The sequence below is a fragment of the Phycicoccus sonneratiae genome, assembly GCF_016887965.1.
Classification (GTDB): Bacteria; Actinomycetota; Actinomycetes; order Actinomycetales; family Dermatophilaceae; genus Phycicoccus; species Phycicoccus sonneratiae.
Genome location: NZ_JAFDVD010000020.1, coordinates 95439 through 114121, shown reverse-complemented (window position 1 = coordinate 114121; position 18683 = coordinate 95439). Strand labels below are relative to the sequence as shown.

General features: G+C 69.0%; 17 protein-coding genes. 16 read left to right on the top strand and 1 reads right to left on the bottom strand.

Translation table 11 applies throughout. The features are described from left to right. Nucleotides 1–46 precede the first annotated feature (46 nt). From JQN70_RS16750 to JQN70_RS16700, 11 genes are all read left to right on the top strand, one after another. Nucleotides 47–919: an FAD binding domain-containing protein gene (locus JQN70_RS16750; protein WP_204132516.1), complete on the top strand. Its 873-nt coding sequence runs from the start codon at nucleotides 47–49 to the stop codon at nucleotides 917–919. Beyond that, a complete protein-coding gene (locus JQN70_RS16745; RefSeq protein WP_307836044.1) occupies nucleotides 916–1422 on the top strand; it encodes a (2Fe-2S)-binding protein in 507 nt (168 codons plus the stop codon). Before JQN70_RS16750 ends, JQN70_RS16745 begins: the two co-directional genes overlap by 4 nt. Beyond that, on the top strand, nucleotides 1419–3824 hold the full coding sequence (gene cutA, locus JQN70_RS16740) for an aerobic carbon-monoxide dehydrogenase large subunit (protein WP_204132515.1): 2406 nt from the start codon (nucleotides 1419–1421) through the stop codon (nucleotides 3822–3824). Before JQN70_RS16745 ends, cutA begins: the two co-directional genes overlap by 4 nt. Further along, nucleotides 3821–4483, top strand: a complete 663-nt coding sequence (locus JQN70_RS16735; RefSeq protein WP_204132514.1) for an SRPBCC family protein — start codon at nucleotides 3821–3823, stop codon at nucleotides 4481–4483. The genes cutA and JQN70_RS16735 overlap by 4 nt, the downstream gene beginning before the upstream one ends. Continuing rightward, a complete protein-coding gene (locus JQN70_RS16730) occupies nucleotides 4483–5382 on the top strand; it encodes a carbon-nitrogen hydrolase family protein (protein WP_204132513.1) in 900 nt (299 codons plus the stop codon). The genes JQN70_RS16735 and JQN70_RS16730 overlap by 1 nt, the downstream gene beginning before the upstream one ends. A gap of 97 nt (nucleotides 5383–5479) precedes the next feature. Then, entirely contained in the window at nucleotides 5480–6343 is an 864-nt protein-coding gene (locus tag JQN70_RS16725) for a phosphoribosyltransferase-like protein (RefSeq protein ID WP_204132512.1), read from the top strand. A 9-nt stretch (nucleotides 6344–6352) separates the two neighbouring features. Then, on the top strand, nucleotides 6353–8275 hold the full coding sequence (locus JQN70_RS16720; RefSeq protein ID WP_434063753.1) for an ORC-CDC6 family AAA ATPase: 1923 nt from the start codon (nucleotides 6353–6355) through the stop codon (nucleotides 8273–8275). A gap of 142 nt (nucleotides 8276–8417) precedes the next feature. Then, nucleotides 8418–9224 (top strand): hypothetical protein, encoded by an 807-nt coding sequence (locus JQN70_RS16715; RefSeq protein WP_204132510.1) that lies wholly within the window; start codon nucleotides 8418–8420, stop codon nucleotides 9222–9224. Next, complete coding sequence (locus JQN70_RS21170) at nucleotides 9221–10342, top strand: N-6 DNA methylase (RefSeq protein ID WP_204132509.1); 1122 nt, start codon at nucleotides 9221–9223, stop codon at nucleotides 10340–10342. Before JQN70_RS16715 ends, JQN70_RS21170 begins: the two co-directional genes overlap by 4 nt. Before the next feature lie 92 nt (nucleotides 10343–10434). After that, a complete protein-coding gene (locus JQN70_RS16705; RefSeq protein WP_307836045.1) occupies nucleotides 10435–10752 on the top strand; it encodes a nitrilase-related carbon-nitrogen hydrolase in 318 nt (105 codons plus the stop codon). Between the two features lie 122 nt (nucleotides 10753–10874). Then, complete coding sequence (locus JQN70_RS16700; protein WP_239111737.1) at nucleotides 10875–11033, top strand: hypothetical protein; 159 nt, start codon at nucleotides 10875–10877, stop codon at nucleotides 11031–11033. 16 nt (nucleotides 11034–11049) lie between these two features. On the opposite strand, the gene JQN70_RS16695 is transcribed toward JQN70_RS16700, so the two are convergent. Further along, entirely contained in the window at nucleotides 11050–11253 is a 204-nt protein-coding gene (locus JQN70_RS16695; RefSeq protein WP_204132507.1) for a hypothetical protein, read from the bottom strand. A gap of 241 nt (nucleotides 11254–11494) precedes the next feature. Between JQN70_RS16695 and JQN70_RS16690 the strand changes: the two genes are divergently transcribed. From JQN70_RS16690 to JQN70_RS16670, 5 genes are all read left to right on the top strand, one after another. Then, nucleotides 11495–11992, top strand: coding sequence for an NfeD C-terminal domain-containing protein (locus JQN70_RS16690; RefSeq protein ID WP_204132506.1), 498 nt, complete (start codon nucleotides 11495–11497; stop codon nucleotides 11990–11992). A 112-nt stretch (nucleotides 11993–12104) separates the two neighbouring features. Continuing rightward, complete coding sequence (locus tag JQN70_RS16685) at nucleotides 12105–13652, top strand: flotillin family protein (protein ID WP_204132505.1); 1548 nt, start codon at nucleotides 12105–12107, stop codon at nucleotides 13650–13652. A 72-nt stretch (nucleotides 13653–13724) separates the two neighbouring features. Beyond that, nucleotides 13725–14429 (top strand): GH25 family lysozyme, encoded by a 705-nt coding sequence (locus tag JQN70_RS16680; RefSeq protein WP_204132504.1) that lies wholly within the window; start codon nucleotides 13725–13727, stop codon nucleotides 14427–14429. A 101-nt stretch (nucleotides 14430–14530) separates the two neighbouring features. Beyond that, on the top strand, nucleotides 14531–16684 hold the full coding sequence (locus tag JQN70_RS16675; protein ID WP_204132503.1) for a hydantoinase/oxoprolinase family protein: 2154 nt from the start codon (nucleotides 14531–14533) through the stop codon (nucleotides 16682–16684). Then, on the top strand, nucleotides 16681–18675 hold the full coding sequence (locus JQN70_RS16670; RefSeq protein ID WP_204132502.1) for a hydantoinase B/oxoprolinase family protein: 1995 nt from the start codon (nucleotides 16681–16683) through the stop codon (nucleotides 18673–18675). Before JQN70_RS16675 ends, JQN70_RS16670 begins: the two co-directional genes overlap by 4 nt. Nucleotides 18676–18683: the final 8 nt, after the last annotated feature.

Here is an 18683-nt window from a genome sequence, read left to right as displayed (position 1 = left end):
GCCCGCTCCCTTCCACGGACCCGTCCCGAGAGGCAGGATCGACCAGGTGAAGCCCGCTCCCTTCGTGCACCACGCACCCCGCTCGGTCGAGGAGGCCGTCGCGGTCCTCGCCGAGGTCGGGCACGACGGGAAGGTGCTCGCCGGCGGCCAGAGCCTCGTGCCGCTGCTCTCGATGCGCCTGGCCTCCCCCGGGCACCTCGTCGACGTCAACGGCGTCGCCGGCCTCGACGGGCTCGAGGTCACCGAGGACTGGGTCCGGGTCGGTGCGCTCGTCCGCCACGCCGGGCTCGAACGGCACGACGGCGCCGCCGCCGCGCTCCCCCTGCTGCGCAGCGCCGTCCGCAACGTCGCCCACCCGGCCGTCCGCAGCCGCGGCACGACGGTCGGCTCGATCGCCCACGCCGACCCGTCCGGCGAGATGCCCGCCGTCGCCTTCCTCACCGGCGCGGTGGTCGAGGTCGTCGGCCCGGCCGGCCCGCGCGAGGTGGCGGCCGCCGACTTCTTCCTCGGACCGCTCGAGACCACCCTGGCCGCCGACGAGCTCGTCGTCGCGGTGCGCTTCGGCCGGTTCCCCGCCGGCACCCGCACGGCCTTCCTCGAGTCGGCCCGCCGGTCCGGCGACTACGCGCTCGCCGGCGTCGCCGTGGCCGTCACCGCCGACGACGGCGTGGTCACCGACGCCCGGGCCTCGTTCGTCTCGGTGACGCCGGTCCCCGACGTGCTCGACCTCGGCCCCGCGCTCGCCGGCCGGCCCCTCGACGACCTCGCCGACCCCGGCGTCGAGGAGCTCGTGCGCGGCCACGTCGAGCCGGAGGGCGACATCCACGCCGGCGCCGACTACCGGCGGATGCTCGCCGCCGAGCTCACCCGGCGCGCGCTCGTCCAGCTGTCCGGTGCCGAGACCGAGGGGGTCGCGTGAGCGAGCAGTCCGCCGAGCAGCAGCTGCCGATCACGCTGCGGGTCAACGGTGTCCACCGGTCGGCGTCGGCGCCCGCCCGTCGGCTGCTCTCCGACTTCCTGCGCCACGACCTCGGGCTCACCGGCACCCACGTCGGGTGCGAGCACGGGGTCTGCGGTGCCTGCACGGTGCTCGTCGACGGCGAACCCGCCCGGGCCTGCCTGATGTTCGCCGTCACCGCGCAGGCGCACGACATCACCACCATCGAGGGCATCGGCCACGACCCCGCCGCCCTCAGCCCCGTGCAGCAGGCCTTCGCCGAGAGCCACGCGCTCCAGTGCGGCTTCTGCACACCGGGGTTCATCACGACGATCACCGCCTACCTCGACGAGCACCCCGACCCCACCGCCGAGGAGGCGCGCGAGGCGATCTCGGGCAACCTCTGCCGCTGCACGGGCTACCAGAACATCGTCACGGCCGTCCTCCGCGCCGCCGAGATCCGACGCGAACGGGGGCTCGCGTGACCACGCGCCAGGTCGGCGAGCGCGTCCAGCGCCGCGAGGACCCGCGCCTGCTCACCGGCAACGGCCGCTACGTCGACGACCTGGGTCGCGGGGCCCTGCACGCCGCCTTCGTCCGCAGCCCGCACGCCCACGCACGCGTCACCGACGTCGACATCGCCGACGCCTGGGAGCTCGACGGGGTCGAGGCGGTCTACACCTGGGACGACCTCGACGGCCGGGTCGCCGAGCCGCTGCCGGTCCTCATCCCCCACCCGGCGATGACGCACCCGCGCACGGGGTTCTGCCTCGCCCGCGACGAGGTCAACCACGTCGGCGAGGCCGTCGTCATGGTCGTCGCCCGCGACCGCTACGTCGCGGAGGACGCGTGCGGTCGCATCTCGGTGGCGTACGAGCCGCTGCCGGCCGTGGTCGGCCTCGAGAACGCCCGCAGCGCAGCCCGGCTCGTGCACGACGACGTCCCCGGCAACGTCTCGGCGAACCTGCGCCAGGAGGTCGGTGACGTCGACACCGCGATGGCCTCCGCCCCCAACCGCCTGACCCTCGACCTCGAGATCGAGCGCAGCGCCTGCATGCCGATGGAGGGCAAGGGCGTCTATGCCCGGTGGGACGCCGACGACGGGTCGCTGCGCCTGTACTCCTCGACCCAGACGAGCACCGGCGTCCGGGCCGCCGTCGCCGCCAAGCTCGGCATGCCGCTCGCGAAGGTCGAGGTCGTCACACCGGACGTGGGCGGCGGCTTCGGCGTCAAGATCGTCCACCCGTGGCCCGAGGAGGTGCTCGTCCCCTGGGCCGCCCGCCGGCTCGGTCGCGACGTCAAGTGGACCGAGGACCGCCGCGAGCACTTCGTCTCCAGCGCGCACGAGCGCGGGCAGCTGCAGGAGGTCGAGGTCGGCTTCGACGACGACGGCCGTCTCCTCGCGCTCGACGTCCGCTTCTGGCACGACAACGGCGCATACACGCCCTACGGCATCATCGTCCCGATCATCACCGCCACCCAGCTGCTCGGCCCCTACAAGCCCGGCTCCTACCGGGTCGAGTTCTGGTCGATGTACACGAACACCGTTCTCGTGACGCCCTATCGCGGCGCCGGCCGACCCCAGGGCTGCTACGCCATGGAGCGAACCATGGACGCCATCGCCGCGCACCTCGGGCTCGACCGCGCAGAGGTGCGCAGCCGCAACTTCATCCAGCCCGACGAGATGCCCTACGACCACGGCCTGATGTTCCAGGACGGCCGGCCGCTCAAGTACGACTCCGGCGACTTCCCCGCCAGCCTCGCCAAGCTCAAGGCGCTCGTCGGGTGGGACGACTTCGCGGCCTACCGCGAGCAGGCGGCGCGCGAGGGCCGGCGGGTCGGCCTCGGCATCGGCTGCTACGTCGAGGGCACCGGCGTCGGCCCGTACGAGGGCGGGCACGTGCAGGTCGAGACGAGCGGGCGGGTCAACGTCGCCACCGGCCTCACCACCCAGGGCCAGGGCCACCAGACCGTCCTCGCCCAGATCGTCGCCGACGAGCTCGGCGTCAGGCTCGAGGACGTGCACGTGACGACCGGCGACACCCGCCGGATGGCGTACGCCGTCGGCACCTTCGCCTCCCGGGGCGCCGTGATGTCGGGCAACGCCGTCGCGCTCGCGGCGAAGGTGGTGCGCGAGAAGGCGTTGCGCATCGCCGCCGACGCCCTCGAGGTCTCGGCCGACGACCTCGAGATCGCCGACGGCGTCATCTCGGTCAAGGGCGCGCCCGGCACGTCCATCGACCTGCGCACCGTCGCCGTCCTGTCCAACCCGTTGCGCTACGCCTTCGACGCCTCGGCCGCCGCGGCCACGCAGTTCGCCGGCACCTTCGACCCCGACAAGCCGCCGGTCGCCGACGACGACGAGCCGGGCCTCGAGGGCCAGGACTTCTACTCCCCCACCCAGGCGACCTTCGCCAACGGGATGCACGCCGCCGTCGTCGAGACCGACCCGGTCACCGCCGAGATCCGCATCCTGCGCTACTGCGTCGTCCACGACTGCGGGGTCATGGTCAACCCGATGATCGTCGAGGGACAGGTCCACGGCGGCGTCGCGCAGGGCGTCGGCGGGGCCCTCTACGAGCGGATGGTCTACGACGAGGGCGGCCAGCTCCTCAACGCCTCGTTCATGGACTTCCTCGTCCCGTACGCCTCCGAGGTGCCGCACGTCGAGACCGACCACCTCGAGACGCCCTCGCCGCTCAACCCGCTCGGCCTCAAGGGGGCGGGCGAGGCGGGGACCATCCCGGTGTCGGCCGTCATCGCCTCGGCCATCGAGGACGCCGAGGGCTTCCCCATCCGCTCGATGCCGATCAGCCCCGCCGAGCTCTGGGAGCTCCGGCGCACCCGAGCCACCGACCCCGTTCCCGCGCAGGAAGGTCCGTCATGAAGATCACCGGCACCTCGACCCTCGACGCCGCGCCGGACGCGGTCTGGCGCGCGATCCTCGACCCCGCCGTGCTCGCCCGGTGCATCCCCGGCTGCGAGGCGCTGACGACGGTCGGCGAGGACCGGTACGCGATGACCGTCACCGCCGGCGTGGCCGCGATCAAGGGCACCTACACCGGAGAGGTCGCGCTCACCGACATGCAGAAGCCGTCTGCCCTGCGGCTGAAGGCCAACGGTGCCGGCGGGCCGGGCACCATCGACGCCGACGTCCGGGTGCACCTCACCCCGTCCGGCGCGGGCGGCACCGACCTCGAGTACGAGGCCGACGCCACGGTGGGCGGCACGATCGGAGGGGTCGGCCAGCGGATGCTCGCCGGCGTCACCCGGAAGATGGCCGGACAGTTCTTCAGCGCCCTCGACGCCGACATCGCCGGTGCCGGGGTCGGCGTCGGGACCGCAGCACCCGCGGTCGCCGCCGACCCCACCACCGCCGTGGCGGCCGGGTCCCCCACGGCCGTCGGCACGACCTTCGCCGGCCGGGCCGCGACACCACCGGGTGGCGCCACCGGCGGGCGTGACCTCGTGCTCGCCGCCGTCGCGGGCGGGCTCCTCGCGCTCGCCGGCGTGGCGCTCGGCTGGCGGCTGGGGCGGCGGTCCTGATGCGCGCCTTCACCGTCGCCGCCGTCCAGGTCGCACCCCACCCGGGCCCGCTGACCGCCGACTCGGTCACCGCCAACATCGACCGCTGCATCGAGTACACCCGGCGCTGCGTCGAGGCCACCGGCGCCGAGCTCGTCGTCCTCCCCGAGTCGTGCACCACCGGCTTCACCCCCGGCTGCCCCACCGAGGAGCTCTGGGAGCTGGTCTCCGAGGTGCCCGGGCCGGTCACCCGCCGGCTCGCCGACCTCGCCGCCGAGCTCGGCGTCCACCTCGTGTTCGGCACCTACGAGCGCGGCCCGAGCCCCGACGTCGTCTTCAACGCCGCCGTGCTCGTCGACCCGCGCGGCGAGGTCGTCGGCGTCTACCGCAAGACCCACCCGTTCTGCACCGAGGCCGTCGCCGGCGGCGGCTGGGTGACGCCGGGCGACACCGTCACGGTCGTCGACACCGAGCTCGGCCGGATCGGGATGATCGTCTGCTTCGACGGCGACTACCCCGAGCTGACCCGCATCCAGGCCGTCCAGGGCGCCGAGGTCATCGCCCGGCCATCGGCGCTGCTGCGCTCCGCGGACCTCTGGGAGCTCACCTCGCGGGCCCGCGCCTACGACAACCACGTCTACGTGGTCGGCGCCAACGCCACGGGCACCGACGCCGCGGGCGTGCACTACTTCGGCAACAGCCACGTCGTGACGCCGCTCGGACACATCGTCGCCAAGGCCGCGTCGCACGAGGGCTGGGTGTCGGCCCGGCTCGACCCGGCGGAGGCGTTGGCGTCGCTGACCCCCGGCTCGAACATCGGCCAGGGTTTCGACCACCTGCGCGACCGCAACCTCGACCTCATCCGCAACCACCGCGACGACCTCGAGGCCCCAGCCAAGACGTCATTCCCGCACGCCTGATACGCCTCTGAGGTTTAATCTGGTCCACTGATCCGATCCTGCAACCAAATGGGTTGCGGTCATCGGGGTGACCGCCTCACTTGGCATTGGAGGGATCATGACGCGAGCCGCGATCCTCGATGATCGCGCCTTCCTGAGCCGGATGGGATGGTGGCCACCGGCCCCCCGTGCTATCGACCCAGTAGGTTGGATAGCAAACTTCGACGGCGCCGATCGCAACCTAGCCTCTCACCTATTGGATTCGTTTCAGTTCTTTAATAAGGAAACAACCGACGAACTAGTTCTTGCGGCCATCGATGAAGCCGCAAGTCTCGTCCATGCCAGTTCCGAGCTGGCTTGCGACGACTTCCCTGAGAATGCGCTGATCAGTTTTCCGACTGGGGAGACGCCCAATGTAACTGACTCCGGATTCGCCATGGTGCGCAAACTGCGACAGTTGCTTCCCATCCGTGAGGCGAACTGCCTGAGCCCTGACTCCGCAGTGCGTCAACTCGCCGTAAGCGACAAAGTTCTCATCCTTGTAGATGATTTTGTGGGTTCGGGACAACAATTCCGAGAAACCTGGACTCGACGATATCAACTCGGATCCAGCCTCGAAATGAGCTTGATGGACGCCGCTTCCGGCTCACAGATCTTCTACTGTGTCGCCATAATAACGGATTATGGGCGCCAAAGAATCGCGGCGCTAGATCCTCGAATCAAGGTTTGTGCGGGTTACAGTCTGAGTTCAAGGTATTCCATCACAGATCCAGCCACGCACTTGGTTCCTTCTGGAAGGCAGGCAGAGACCATGGCCCTCATAGCCAAGTACAGCACCCGTTGTGGAATTCCTCAGGACCAAAGTCTTGGCTTCCACCGATTAGGTCTCGCAATTGCGTTCGAACACGGTACCCCAGACGCGACGCTTCCTCTCTTCTTTCACGAGGGTCCAGGATGGTCCTCCTTAGTTAAGCGCAGGTGACGATTCCGCATGACCAGTTCTGCGCCGGACAAGAGTAGCGGGACCGCCCACGACGTGGTTACACGCCTTTTCGGCGAACTCCGAGCAGAGTACGTTTCCGATGACGATACGTTCTCCCTACTGCGCAGACCAAGCTATTGGGCCGAGATCGTCGGCGTTCGCCCAGCCTTCCTGTTTGGGGGCCGGGGTACCGGAAAAACCACCGTCTTGCGCGGGCTTTCCTACTCTGGACAAGTGGCCCTATCCCAGGCGCCCCTTTCCGACTGGAAACATATCGGCGTCTACTGGCGAATCGATAGTCTCACGGTTCAGGCGTTTCGGAATGCAGGCCTAGGTGAAGACGTTTGGACTCGCATATTCTCTCATTACTTCAACCTAGTCGCCTGCCTAAAGATATGCGAATTTGTTGAGTGGGCGTTGAATGAGGGTCACATTTCATCCGCAATAACCCCGGACGCAGCGGAGGAGGTCGGACTCTCCCTACATATTGACGGGGCCACCGACATCCAAAGTTTGCGGAAGGGAATCCGGAGATCGATTGTCCGCATGGAGGCCTCGCTAAACAATGCCGCCGACGACCCCTTTGGCAGCCTCTCCCTCCTAGGGGCGCCGCTGTACGGATTAGTAACCGCATTACAGTCAGTACCTGAAATTGCAGGGAAGCCCATTTTCCTACTGCTTGATGAGTATGAAAACCTTCAAGACTACCAACAGCGAATAGTCAATACGCTCGTTCGCCATGCCGGCGACACCCGACTCACGTACAAGGTTGGGGTCAGGGAACTGGGCCTGCGCCAGCATGGCACCCTCGCGGAAGAGGAGTTCATTTCAGAACCAGCCGATTATGCATCGATTGATATTGCCAGACGTCTCGTCGCCGATGACTTTTCAAGATTTGCGCAGGAAGTCTGCGGGGCGAGGCTCTCTGTCCTAGCTCAGGCTCTTTCGATTCCCGCCGTAGGCCTGGAAGAACTGTTTCCCACTCTCTCTGAAGCCGATGAGGCCATTTTGTTGGGGGCTGAGCGGCGTGTCAATCAAGCGCTGTCGCGTATGCCCCAAACCGAACTATCGGCCTCCGCACTACGCGAGTTTCAATCTCTGCCACTTGCAGAACAGTGGCTTGTGGTTTACTGGCAATCGGGCCATCCTGAACTGCGCCTTGGGGATCTCATCGCTGATCGCCTGCAGCGCACCAAGGAGTGGGAGAACCGAAAGAACAACTATCTCTATGCTTCGCTATTCACTCTGTCAACGGGTAGGGGCGCAGCCAAAAAGCGGTACGCCGGCTGGGACCTTCTGTGCAGCGTATCCGAGGGCAATGTCCGATATTTGCTGCAGATTCTTGAGGCAGCTCTGAGATCTTCCATCGGCGAGAAAGGGGAGCTGCCTACTGCATTAAGTGCCCGTCAACAGTCGGACGCCTTGGTCGAGGTTGGCCGTAAGCGCGTCTACGAACTTCAGGGCTTCTCCAACCACGGTCGTGCAATTTCTCGATTGATCTTGGCGTTGGGACGGCTGTTTCAAGTAATGGCCGCGCATCCGGAGGGCCACGCCCCTGAGGTCAACCAATTCCGAGTGACGGGCTTGGAAGAGTTGAATCCAAGCGCTGAGTACGTGAGGGAGATTCTGAGGGCGGGCGTCATGCATGCTGCCCTGGTGCGCTTTCCCGGCGACAAGCGCCGTGGAGTTTCAGGTGAAGTTCGCGAGTATGACTACAGGCCCCATCCGATATTCTCAGCATTCTTTCAATACAGCCACAGGAGCAAGCGACGCCTCACGCTTACGCCAAGCCAAATTCGATCGCTCATCGAAACCCCGCGCAAGGGGATTGACGATGTTTTGGCATCACAGAATCGATCCCCCATATCTGCATTGGATTCGTTACCGGATCAGCTCCTACTACTCGAGGATTTCTACCTAGATGGCGATTAGTCGACACAGGCCATCGTCGGCTCTGCACACTGCTGACTTTCATCCGGGCATATCGAACTTGATCGTCGCCGTGACGAGCGAGCCTAGGACGGCCCTCGGGTCCCAGGAGCGGCTTCGTCTAGAAGCCGAGGGCGCAAGGATCGTGGATATCCACACGTCGCGGGGGGGAGGTTTCGTTGAAAGTGTAGTCGTCGATGGTATGGACAATATTCCTGCCTATCTCAATCTGCGGTCAGAGATGGGCCTGAGGGCGCTGGCATCCGAGTTGCGTGAACGCCATACTTATGTGGACGTAACGGGCCTGAGTTATTCCGTACTTGCGCCATTAATCCGGGCGATGGTGAACGCCAGCGCTCCGTTCTCTGTCCTATACCGCCAGCCTTTGAGGTACGTCGCTGCCGAATCTCCCTCTCCCGGAAGACTCTTTTCAATGCATCCTTCGAGTGCAGGGATGGCCCCACTCCCAGGTTTTGCCTCTTTACGGCCAGATTTAAGCAGTGTGTCCGCACACACTGTAGTCATCTTAGGCTTCGAAGGCAGCCGCATCGATTACCTGATTAATGAAATCGAACCAGACATGGAGCGGCTTCACATTGTCCTAGGTTCGCCTGGCTTTCGTCCCGAATACCCCACCTTTAGCCTTCTCGCTAATAGACAGGCCATTGAGCGCTTCTCCCTTCACGCCAGAATCTGGTTTGCGAATTCTGCTTGTCCATTCTCGCTCTATGAGACACTGGGGCGGATCAAGAGGAAGACGCGTGCGCAGAGACTGCGGGTAGCGCCATTCGGCACCAAGCCACATGCCGTTGGATCCGTTCTCTATCAACTGAAGAACTCGGATAGTACTGAATTGGTCTTTGATCATCCTGTCGCATCGGAAGTTCCTGGCACCGAGGGACGTGGCCGCCTACATCGGTTCGACGTCTCGGACTACCTCGACGCTTTATGAGCACGCACCGTGGCTCGAGTCACCGGGATGACCGCCACTACACGCCTCGTGAGTTGGCCCGGGTGATGACGAAGTATGCGAGGACGTCCCCCCGAGTGGTTGCCGATCTGGCGTGCGGTGATGGCTCCCTCCTTGCCGCGGCAGAAGAGCGCTGGTCTGATCGTCTCGGTTCAGTCCGGGGTAGTGACGTGTCGCGCTCGGTTATTGCTGGACTTCAGTCGATGTATCCGAGATGGAGTCTCGGGACAGCTGACGCTTTCCGCCAGCGGTCTAGATCTGCAAGCCCAATCTGGCGGGGCTTGCCGGAAGTCGACCTACTTCTGCTGAACCCCCCGTTTTCTCACCGCGGCGGTCAGGGGGTCCGAGTAGCGGTCGGTTTGGGCCGGCATCACGCGCTCTCTCCGGGGGTCGCTCTGATTCAGTTGGCTGTGTCTCAGCTCTCTCAGGGTGCAGAGGTTGTGGCTATCCTGCCTAGCAACTCGGTGCGGAACCTACAAGACGAACCTGCCATCGATTTATGGCGACGTTTCCACAGGTTCTCGATCGGGGATGAACTTCCGAGCAGCACGTTCGACAATGTTCGCGCATCGAGCATTCTGGTGCGACTCGAGAAGGGCGCAGGCCCGTCCACCGATCCAGCCTCCCCTCCTTTGTTGCGACGTCTACCCGAGCGGCCAGAAGGATGCCGTTGCATCACCGTCAGACGCGGCCGTGTCAAGATGCACCGAGTCCGTGGCATCCCTCGTTCAGCCTCTTCAGTAGAACTGTTCCATACGACTCAGCTATCCAATCGCACCCCCGTGGAGAACAACGTTCCGGCGGCTTTTGCACACTCGGCACCCTTTGTGACGCTACCCCGCGTGGGATTGCCGAACGAGTCTCAGGTTCAAGCGTTTCATCGCTCGGTAGCTTTGAGCGATTGCGTTTTTGCCCTGACGCCATGCCTCGATCACAATGTTGATTCGCTTGTCAACGACCTGCGGTCGAACCTATCTGTCCTTCGGGCCGCCTACCACGGATCGTGCGCTGCCTACCTGACTATTGGCGACGTGTGTGAAGTGCTACGCGCAATGGGCTGGCACCCGGTTACTGCAACTTGCGAGTGCGGGTGTCGTTGACAGGAATGTGTTCGCCACCTGCATACTCGAATTTGTTGCTGATCCGAGCCGTCTTGGGAATCTAGCGGTGACCGTGTGCGAAGGCGAACGACATCACCTCGCGGGCCCGCGCCTACGACAACCACGTCTACGTGGTCGGCGCCAACGCCACGGGCACCGACGCCGCGGGCGTGCACTACTTCGGCAACAGCCACGTCGTGACGCCGCTCGGGCACATCGTCGCCAAGGCCGCGTCGCACGAGGGCTGGGTGTCGGCCCGGCTCGACCCGGCGGAGGCACTGGCGTCGCTGACCCCCGGCTCGAACATCGGCCAGGGGTTCGACCACCTGCGCGACCGCAACCTCGACCTCATCCGCAACCACCGCGACGACCTCGAGGCCCCGGCCAAGACCTCGTTCCCGCACGCCTGACCGGGTCGGAGCCACCCCACCGGCGTGTCGCGGGCGCGGAGGGCGCACACTGCACTGTGACGTCACGACGCCCAGCGGGCCCCACCACCTACTCCGCACGGAGCCCGTTCCGGGCCGCGGAGGTGGTGCCGGACGAGGTCTTCGAGGTCGGCGACCGCGTCACGCACGACCGGTTCGGCCTCGGACGGGTCATCGTCCTCGAGCCGGCGGCCGTCCTCGTCGACTTCGGCGCCCAGCGGGCGCGCGTCACCAGCCCGTACACCCGGCTGACCAAGCTCTGACGCCTCGCGGAGGCCGTCAGGACGAGGCGGGGTCCCGGCCGGCCCGGTAGTCACCGAACGAGATCCGGCCCTGAGCCCGGTCCAGCACGTGGGCGACCTCGTGCTCGGGCCAGAGCCCACCGTCGCGCGTCGTGCCGAGCACGGCGTCGACGTAGCGCGCCATCCGGGGCTCGAGGCCGTCGAAAAGCTCCGGGTAGGCCCGGGCGTAGCGTGATTCCATCGTGTGAGAAGCCCCCGACCACCGATCCGCGTGCAGTTGTCGTCGGACACCGAACCACACCGTCGCCGAGGGGGGCCGCCGACGACGGAGTCCGTGGCCGTTCGGCCGATGCGGGGGCCGCCCCCGGGACCCGCCCACGCCGGACTTCCCCGGAGGTCCTCCCCCGCCGCCCCGCTCCCGGTAGCCTCGCCGCGGAGGCGTCCGTCGAGGGGCGGCGCCCGACACCCGGGAGGAACGCGCGATGCAGGTCACGATGCTCGTCATCGGAGGCGTCGGCATCCTCCTGCTGCTGGTCTCGCTCGTGCTCGGCGACCTCGTCGACGGGGTCCTCGACAGCGTCGGACCCGACGCCCTCTCCGGGCTGGCCGTCGCCGGCTTCCTCGCGGCCTTCGGGTTCGTCGGGGCCCTCGTGCTCGACGCCGGCGCGTCGAGCACGGTCGCCATCCTCGCCGGACTCGTCGCGGGGGTCGCCGCGGGCGCCGGGGCCGGGTACGCGAGCACGCGCCTCATGCGCGGCGGCGACGAGGCCACCGTCCGGCCGGCCCGCCTCGTCGGCCTCACCGGCACCGTCGTCGAGCCGGTGCCCGTCGACGGCTACGGGATGGTCAGCGTCGTCGCCGCCGGCCACATCACCCGCCTCAACGCCCGCTCCGACGAACCGCTCGGCAGCGGTACCGCCGTCGTCGTCACCGCCGTCCTCAGCCCCACCTCGGTCAAGGTCGCCCGCCGGCAGGACTGACCGGAACCCCCACCGCCCCACCGCAGCACGGAACCGGGGGACCGTGCCGCGCGTCCATCACGTCACCCCACTCACCCTGGGTGCCACCGCGCACCCGGAAAGGTCAGGAACCATGTTCGGGTTCGACGTCTCGGTCGGCCTCGTCGCCGTCCTCGGGCTCGTCCTCCTCGTCGTCCTCACGGGCCTCGTCATCGCCTCCCGCTACCGCGTCGCCGGGCCCAACGAGGCCTTCATCGTCACCGGGCGCAAGGGCAAGGAGGTGAAGAACCCGGAGACGGGCGAGATGTCCACCGACCTGTCCGGCCAGAAGGTCGTCATGGGTGGCGGCATCTTCGTCGTCCCCTTCGTCCAGCGGCTGCACATCCTCGACCTGTCGAGCCGCCGCATCATGGTCCAGATCCGGGGGGCCGTCTCCGGGCAGGGCGTCAAGCTCAACCTCGACGGCGTCGCCATCGTCAAGGTCGGCGGCAACGAGGACTCCATCCGGGCCGCCGCCCAGCGCTTCCTCACCCAGCAGGGCGAGGTCGAGACCTTCACCCAGGAGACGCTCGCCGGCTCGCTGCGCTCGATCGTCGGCTCGCTGACCGTCGAGCAGATCATCCGCGACCGGGCGGCCTTCGCCCAGCGGGTCGCCGACGAGGCCGAGTCCTCGCTCACCGGCCAGGGCCTGGTCCTCGACACCTTCCAGATCCAGGACATCACCGACGACGGCACCTACCTGTCCGACCTCGGTCGCCCGGAGTCGGCGAAGGTCGGCCAGCTGGCCGCCATCGCCGAGGCCAACGCGCGGCAGGCCGCCGAGCAGGCGCGCATCGTCGCCGAGCAGGAGATCGCCGTCAGCCAGAGGCAGCTCGCGCTGAAGACGGCCGAGATCAAGGCCGAGACCGACGCCGCGCAGGCCCAGGCCGCCGCGGCCGGCCCGCTCGCCCAGGCCGACCGTGACCAGGCGATCCTCACCGAGCAGGAGAAGGTCGCCGTCCGGCAGGCCGCGCTCAAGGAGCGCCAGCTCGACACCGAGGTCCGCAAGCCCGCCGACGCCGAGCGCTACCGCGTCGAGCAGGCGGCCGAGGCGTCCCGCAACGCCTCGATCGCCGAGGCGGAGGCCCGCAAGGCGGCGAGCATCGCTGCGGCGCAGGCGGATGCCGAGAAGGCGCGGCTCACCGGTGAGGCCGAGAAGGCCCGCCGCACGGCGCTCGCCGAGGCCGAGGCCGTCGAGGGTTCGCGCCGTGGTGAGGCCGACAAGGCGCTGCGTGTCGCGCAGGCCGAGGCGACCCGCGCCGAGGGTGAGGCGCAGGCCAGCGCCATCCTCGCGACCGGTCAGGCCGAGGCCGAGGCGATGAACAAGCGCGCCGACGCCTTCGCCCGGTACAACGAGGCCGCCGTGCTCCAGATGCTCGTCGAGGTGCTGCCGCAGGTGGCCCGCGAGATCGCCGCCCCGATGGCGGCCATCGACCAGCTGACGGTGCTCTCGACCGACGGCGCCGCGGCGCTGCCGAAGCAGGTGACCGACAACCTCACCCAGACGATGGCGATGCTCAAGAGCACGACGGGCGTCGACCTCCAGTCGCTGCTCCAGAAGTACACGGCCGGCACGCCCGGTGCGTCGGTGTCGGCCGTGTCGGCCGAGGTCGTCCCGGCCGGGGACGCCCCGACGGCCTGACCCTCCCGCTCGACGCGCTCCGCCCCGGCACCCGTGCCGGGGCGGAGCCGTGTCGTGGCCTACCCTGCAGCGGTGGCCAGGGGACTGCTGAGGTGGGGTGGCGCGCTCCTCGTGGTCGCGCTGCTCGTGGCGGGGGCCGGGTGGCTGGGGTACCGGCAGGTCCTTCCGTCGTACCGGCCGACGCTCGCGGCCGGCGAGTCGTACGGCATCGACGTCTCGACCCACCAGGGGTCGGTCGACTGGGCGGCGGTCGCGGGCGACGGCATCGACGCCGCGTACGTCAAGGCCTCCGAGGGTGCCACCTTCGAGGACGACCGGTTCGTCGAGAACTGGCGCGGGGCCCGGGAGGCCGGACTCGAGGTCGGCGCGTACCACTTCTTCACGCTCTGCAAGGACGGCGACGAGCAGGCGGCCAACCTCCTCGGGCGGCTGCGCGAGGTCGGGGCCGACGCGTCGTCGCTGCCCCCCGTCGTCGACCTCGAGCTGAGCGGCAACTGCTCCGCGCGTCCGTCGCGGGCGGTGGTGCAGCAGCGGCTCTCCGACCTCGTCGCGGCGGTCGAGGAGGCCACCGGCCAGCGGGTCGTGCTCTACCTCCTCGACGACTTCGCCGAGCACTACCCGCTGCCGGACGCGCTCGCCGACCGCGACCGCTGGGTGCGCCGGCTGCTGCTGCGGCCCGCCGACGACGGGTGGGCCTGGTGGCAGGTGAGCAGCCGGGCGTCGGTCGAGGGGGTCGAGGGCCCGGTCGACCTCGACGTCGTCGCGACCCGCCCCTGACGACCGCGCCCGGCCGGTTGGGCGAGGATGGCCGTCGACCGGGCGGTCCGTCGGCAGCATCTGCCGAGGCAGCCCGCCGGGCGGCTCGGTTGGATCGGGACATGGCCCAGCAACGACGGATCCGCGTCGGCATCGACACCGGCGGGACGTTCACCGACGTCGTCGCGGTCGACGAGGACTCCGGGGAGGTCGTCACGACGAAGACCCCGAGCACCCCCGCCAACCCCGCGGACGGGTTCATCTCCGGCATCGAGAAGATCCTCGGGCTGATGGGGGCCTCCGGGCACGACCTCACGGCCGTCTCGCACGGCACGACCGTCGCGACGAACAAGCTCCTCGAGGGCAAGGTCGAGCGGCTCGGGTTCGTGACGACCGAGGGCTACGAGTTCATGCTCGAGATCGCCCGCCAGGCGGTGCCGGACGGCTACGGCAACTCGTACTTCTGGGTCAAGCCGGCCCGCATCGTGCCGGCCGACGCGGTGCGGACGGTCCGCGGGCGGCTCGACGTCTCCGGGGCCGAGGTCCGGCCGTTCTCCGAGGAGGACGCCGTCGCGGCCGCCCGCTTCTTCCGGGACCGGGGCATCACGACCATCGGCGTCTGCTTCCTGCACTCCTACGCGAACGACGCGCACGAGCTCGCGATGCGCGAGGTCCTGCGCCGCGAGCACCCCGACGCGGTCGTGTCGATCAGCAGCGAGGTGCTGCGCGAGTACCGCGAGTACGAGCGGGCGATGACGACGCTCGTCGACGCCGCCGTCAAGCCGAACGTCAGCCGCTACGTGCGCAACATCCACGAGCGGCTCGACGGCTTCACCGGTGGGCGGCCGGTGCCGTTCTACGTCATGAAGTCCAACGGCGGGGTGCTCTCGGCCGACGAGGTCGTGCACCAGCCGATCACCACGGTGCTGTCGGGGCCGGCCGCGGGTGCGCTCGGGGCGGCCCTCGTCGCCGAGCGGGCGGGGTTCCCGCGGGTGCTGACCTGCGACGGCGGCGGCACCTCGACGGACGTGTCGGTGGTGCTCGACGGCGAGCCGACGCTGACCACCGAGGGCTCGGTCGGGGCCTACCCGAGCAAGATCCCGATGATCGACGTCGTCACCGTCGGCGCCGGCGGCGGGTCGGTCGCGTGGGTGTCGCCCGAGGGCTCGCTCAAGGTCGGGCCGCAGTCGGCCGGCGCCGACCCCGGGCCGCTCTGCTACGGCCGCGGCGGCACCGAGCCGACCATCACCGACGCGCACGTCGTCCTCGGCCGCATCCCCCCGCACCTGCTCGGCGGGGAGATCCCGCTCGACGTCTCCGCTGCCCGGGCCGGGCTCGAGGCGCTGGCCGAGCGGCTCGGGCTCGATCTCGAGCGGTGTGCCGCAGGGGTGCTCGAGATCTCGGCGTGGAACCAGGCGAACGCGCTGCGCCAGGTGTCGGTCAAGCGCGGCCTCGACGTCCGCGACTTCATGCTGACGACGTTCGGGGGCTCGGGGTCGCTGCTGGCCTGCCGGCTCGTCGACGTCCTCGACCTCGCGGGCGCCGTGGTGCCGAGGGACCCGGGCAACCTCAGCGCCTTCGGGCTGCTCACCGTCGACGTCCGCAACGACTACGTGCAGACGCACGTGGCGCGCCACGACGCGCTCGACCTCGCCGAGGTGGCGTCGGTGCTCGAGGCCCTCACCACGCGGGGCGCGGCGGCGCTGTCGGCCGAGGGGTTCGCCCCGGAGCAGCACGAGTTCGTGCGGACCGTCGACCTGCGGTACTTCGGGCAGGCCTACGAGGTGCGCGTGGCCGCGGGGTCCGGGGCCGTCGACGACGCCTGGGCCGCCGAGGTGGCCGCCCGCTTCCACGACGAGCACCGCCAGCTCTACGGCTACGACTTCCGCGATGACCCCACGCAGCGGGTCGAATGGGTCAACCTGCGCGTCACCGGGGTCGGGCCGATCACCCGCCCCGAGCTCCGCCCCCTCCCCGAGCGACAGAAATCGACGAATGTGTCATCTCCTGCACGGTCAGGCGTCCACGAACCGACGAATGTGTCAGTTCCTGGACACCTCCCGGGGCAGCGCTCGGTGCGGCCGGTCTGCTTCGACCCGGACGACGGGTACGTCGACACCCCGGTCCTCTGGCGCCCCGACCTGCGGGCCGGCGACACCTTCACCGGCCCGGCGGTCGTCGAGGAGTTCGGCTCGACCGTCCCGGTCCACCCCGGCTTCGCGGTGCGCGTCGACGGGTTCGGCAACCTCGTCCTCACCCGGGAGGCCACCCGATGAGCACCGACCCCCGCCTCGCCCCCGACCCGGCCACCGACGTCGACGCCTACCTCGCGAGCGCGCCGGCCAACCCGGCCGGACTGCCGACCGCGTACGAGCACGGCGGCCGGCTCAGCCCTGCGGGGACGGCGGTCGACCCGATCCTCGTCGAGATCGTCCAGGGCACCCTGGCCAGCGTCGAGATGGAGGTCGAGACGGCCATCGCCCGCACGAGCCGCTCGCCGATGATCCGCGATGCCCACGACTTCCGCGCCGGCATCCACGACCGGCAGCTGCGCAAGCTCACCGGGCGCTCGTACTCGGCGCTCGTCCACCCGGTCGTCCGCGACTTCCCCATCGGCGAGATGCACGAGGGTGACGTCTTCTTCCACAACGACGTCTACGAGTCCGAGGGCGGCATCGGGCACCTCCCCGACCTCTGCGTCACCGTGCCGGTCTTCCACGAGGGCGAGGTCGTCGCGTTCGTCCAGGCCTTCGGCCACCACGACGACATCGGCGGCGCAGTGCCCGGGTCGATGCCGAGCAACGCGCGGACGGTGTTCGAGGAGGGCCTGTCCGTCCCGCCGATCAAGCTGTGGGACAGCGGCGTTCCCAACCGAGCAGCCCTGCGCATCATGACGCGCAACAGCCGGATGCCCGACAGCCTCGCCGCCGACCTCGACGCCGAGTGCTCGGCCTGCCTCATGGGCGCGCGCCGCCTCGGCGAGCTCTTCACCCGCTACGGCCGCGACACCGTCGAGGCCGCGTTCGACGCCATCCTCGACGCGACGACCGAGACCTACCGGCGCGAGGTCCTCGACCGCATCCCCGACGGCACCTACGTCTGGGAGGACTACGCCGAGCACGACGGCGTCGACGAGCCGATGCTCCACACGCAGCGGATCACCTTGACCAAGACGAGCACCGGCGGCCCCGGCCCCGGCGACGGCGGCCCGCGCCTCGTCATCGACTTCACCGGGACGAGCGCCCAGGCCAAGGGCCCGATCAACCACTGCGGCGACTACGTCGGCGGCAACTTCCTCAAGAAGTGGCTGGCCCCGATCCTGCGCAACCTCGCCGACTCCCCGGAGCGGATGGCCGAGCTCGACGTCAACGAGGGCGTCGTGCCGCTCATCGAGATGCGGTTCCCGGAGAAGGGGACCCTGCTGACCCCGGTGTACCCCGCGCCGACGAACGCGCGCACCTTCGTCATCCTCCGGCTCCTCGGCGTGCTCGCGGGTGTCGTCGCCAAGGCCGTCGACGGCCGGATGCCCGCCGACCAGGAGACCATCCGCTACACGGGCGTGTACGGCCGGGACGCGCACGGCGACGACTACCTCATGCGCGAGGTGCTCGGCGGTGGCTCCGGAGGGCGCTACTACGCCGACGGCGAGGACACCATCCACGTCGTGCCGGACAGCCGGAACCTGCCGACCGAGTTCACCGAGAGCCGTTTTCCCTTCCGCGTCGAGCGGCTGGGGCTGGCCGTCGACTCCGGCGGCGCCGGGCGGTACCGCGGGGGGCTCGGGTACGAGAAGCACATCCGGATGCTCGAGGACGCCCACTTCATGTCCATCGCCGACCGCTCGATCCTCGCCTGCTGGGGCGTCAAGGGCGGGAAGGCCGGCCGGCCGTTCGAGGTCACCGTCGACCTCGGCGGCCCGGACGAGCGGACCGTCGACGCACTGGCCGACGCCGAGCCGGTGCGGGCCGGACAGGTCATCCGCATCCGCACGACCGGTGGCGGCGGCTGGGGCGACCCGCTCGAGCGCCCCTACGACGAGGTCGAGCGCGACCTGCGCTGGGGCAAGGTGTCCTTCGACGGGGCCCGCGCCGACTACGGCGTCGTCGCCACCGGGACGAGAGACGAGCCGGTCGTCGACGTCGCCGCGTCCGATGCCCTGCGCGACGAGCGTCGTGCGGCCCGCGGCCCCGAGCCGTTCTTCGACCGCGGCCCCGGGTACGCCAGACTGTCGGGAGGCGCCCGCGCCGCCGACGTCGACTGGCTCTGAGGAGGAGC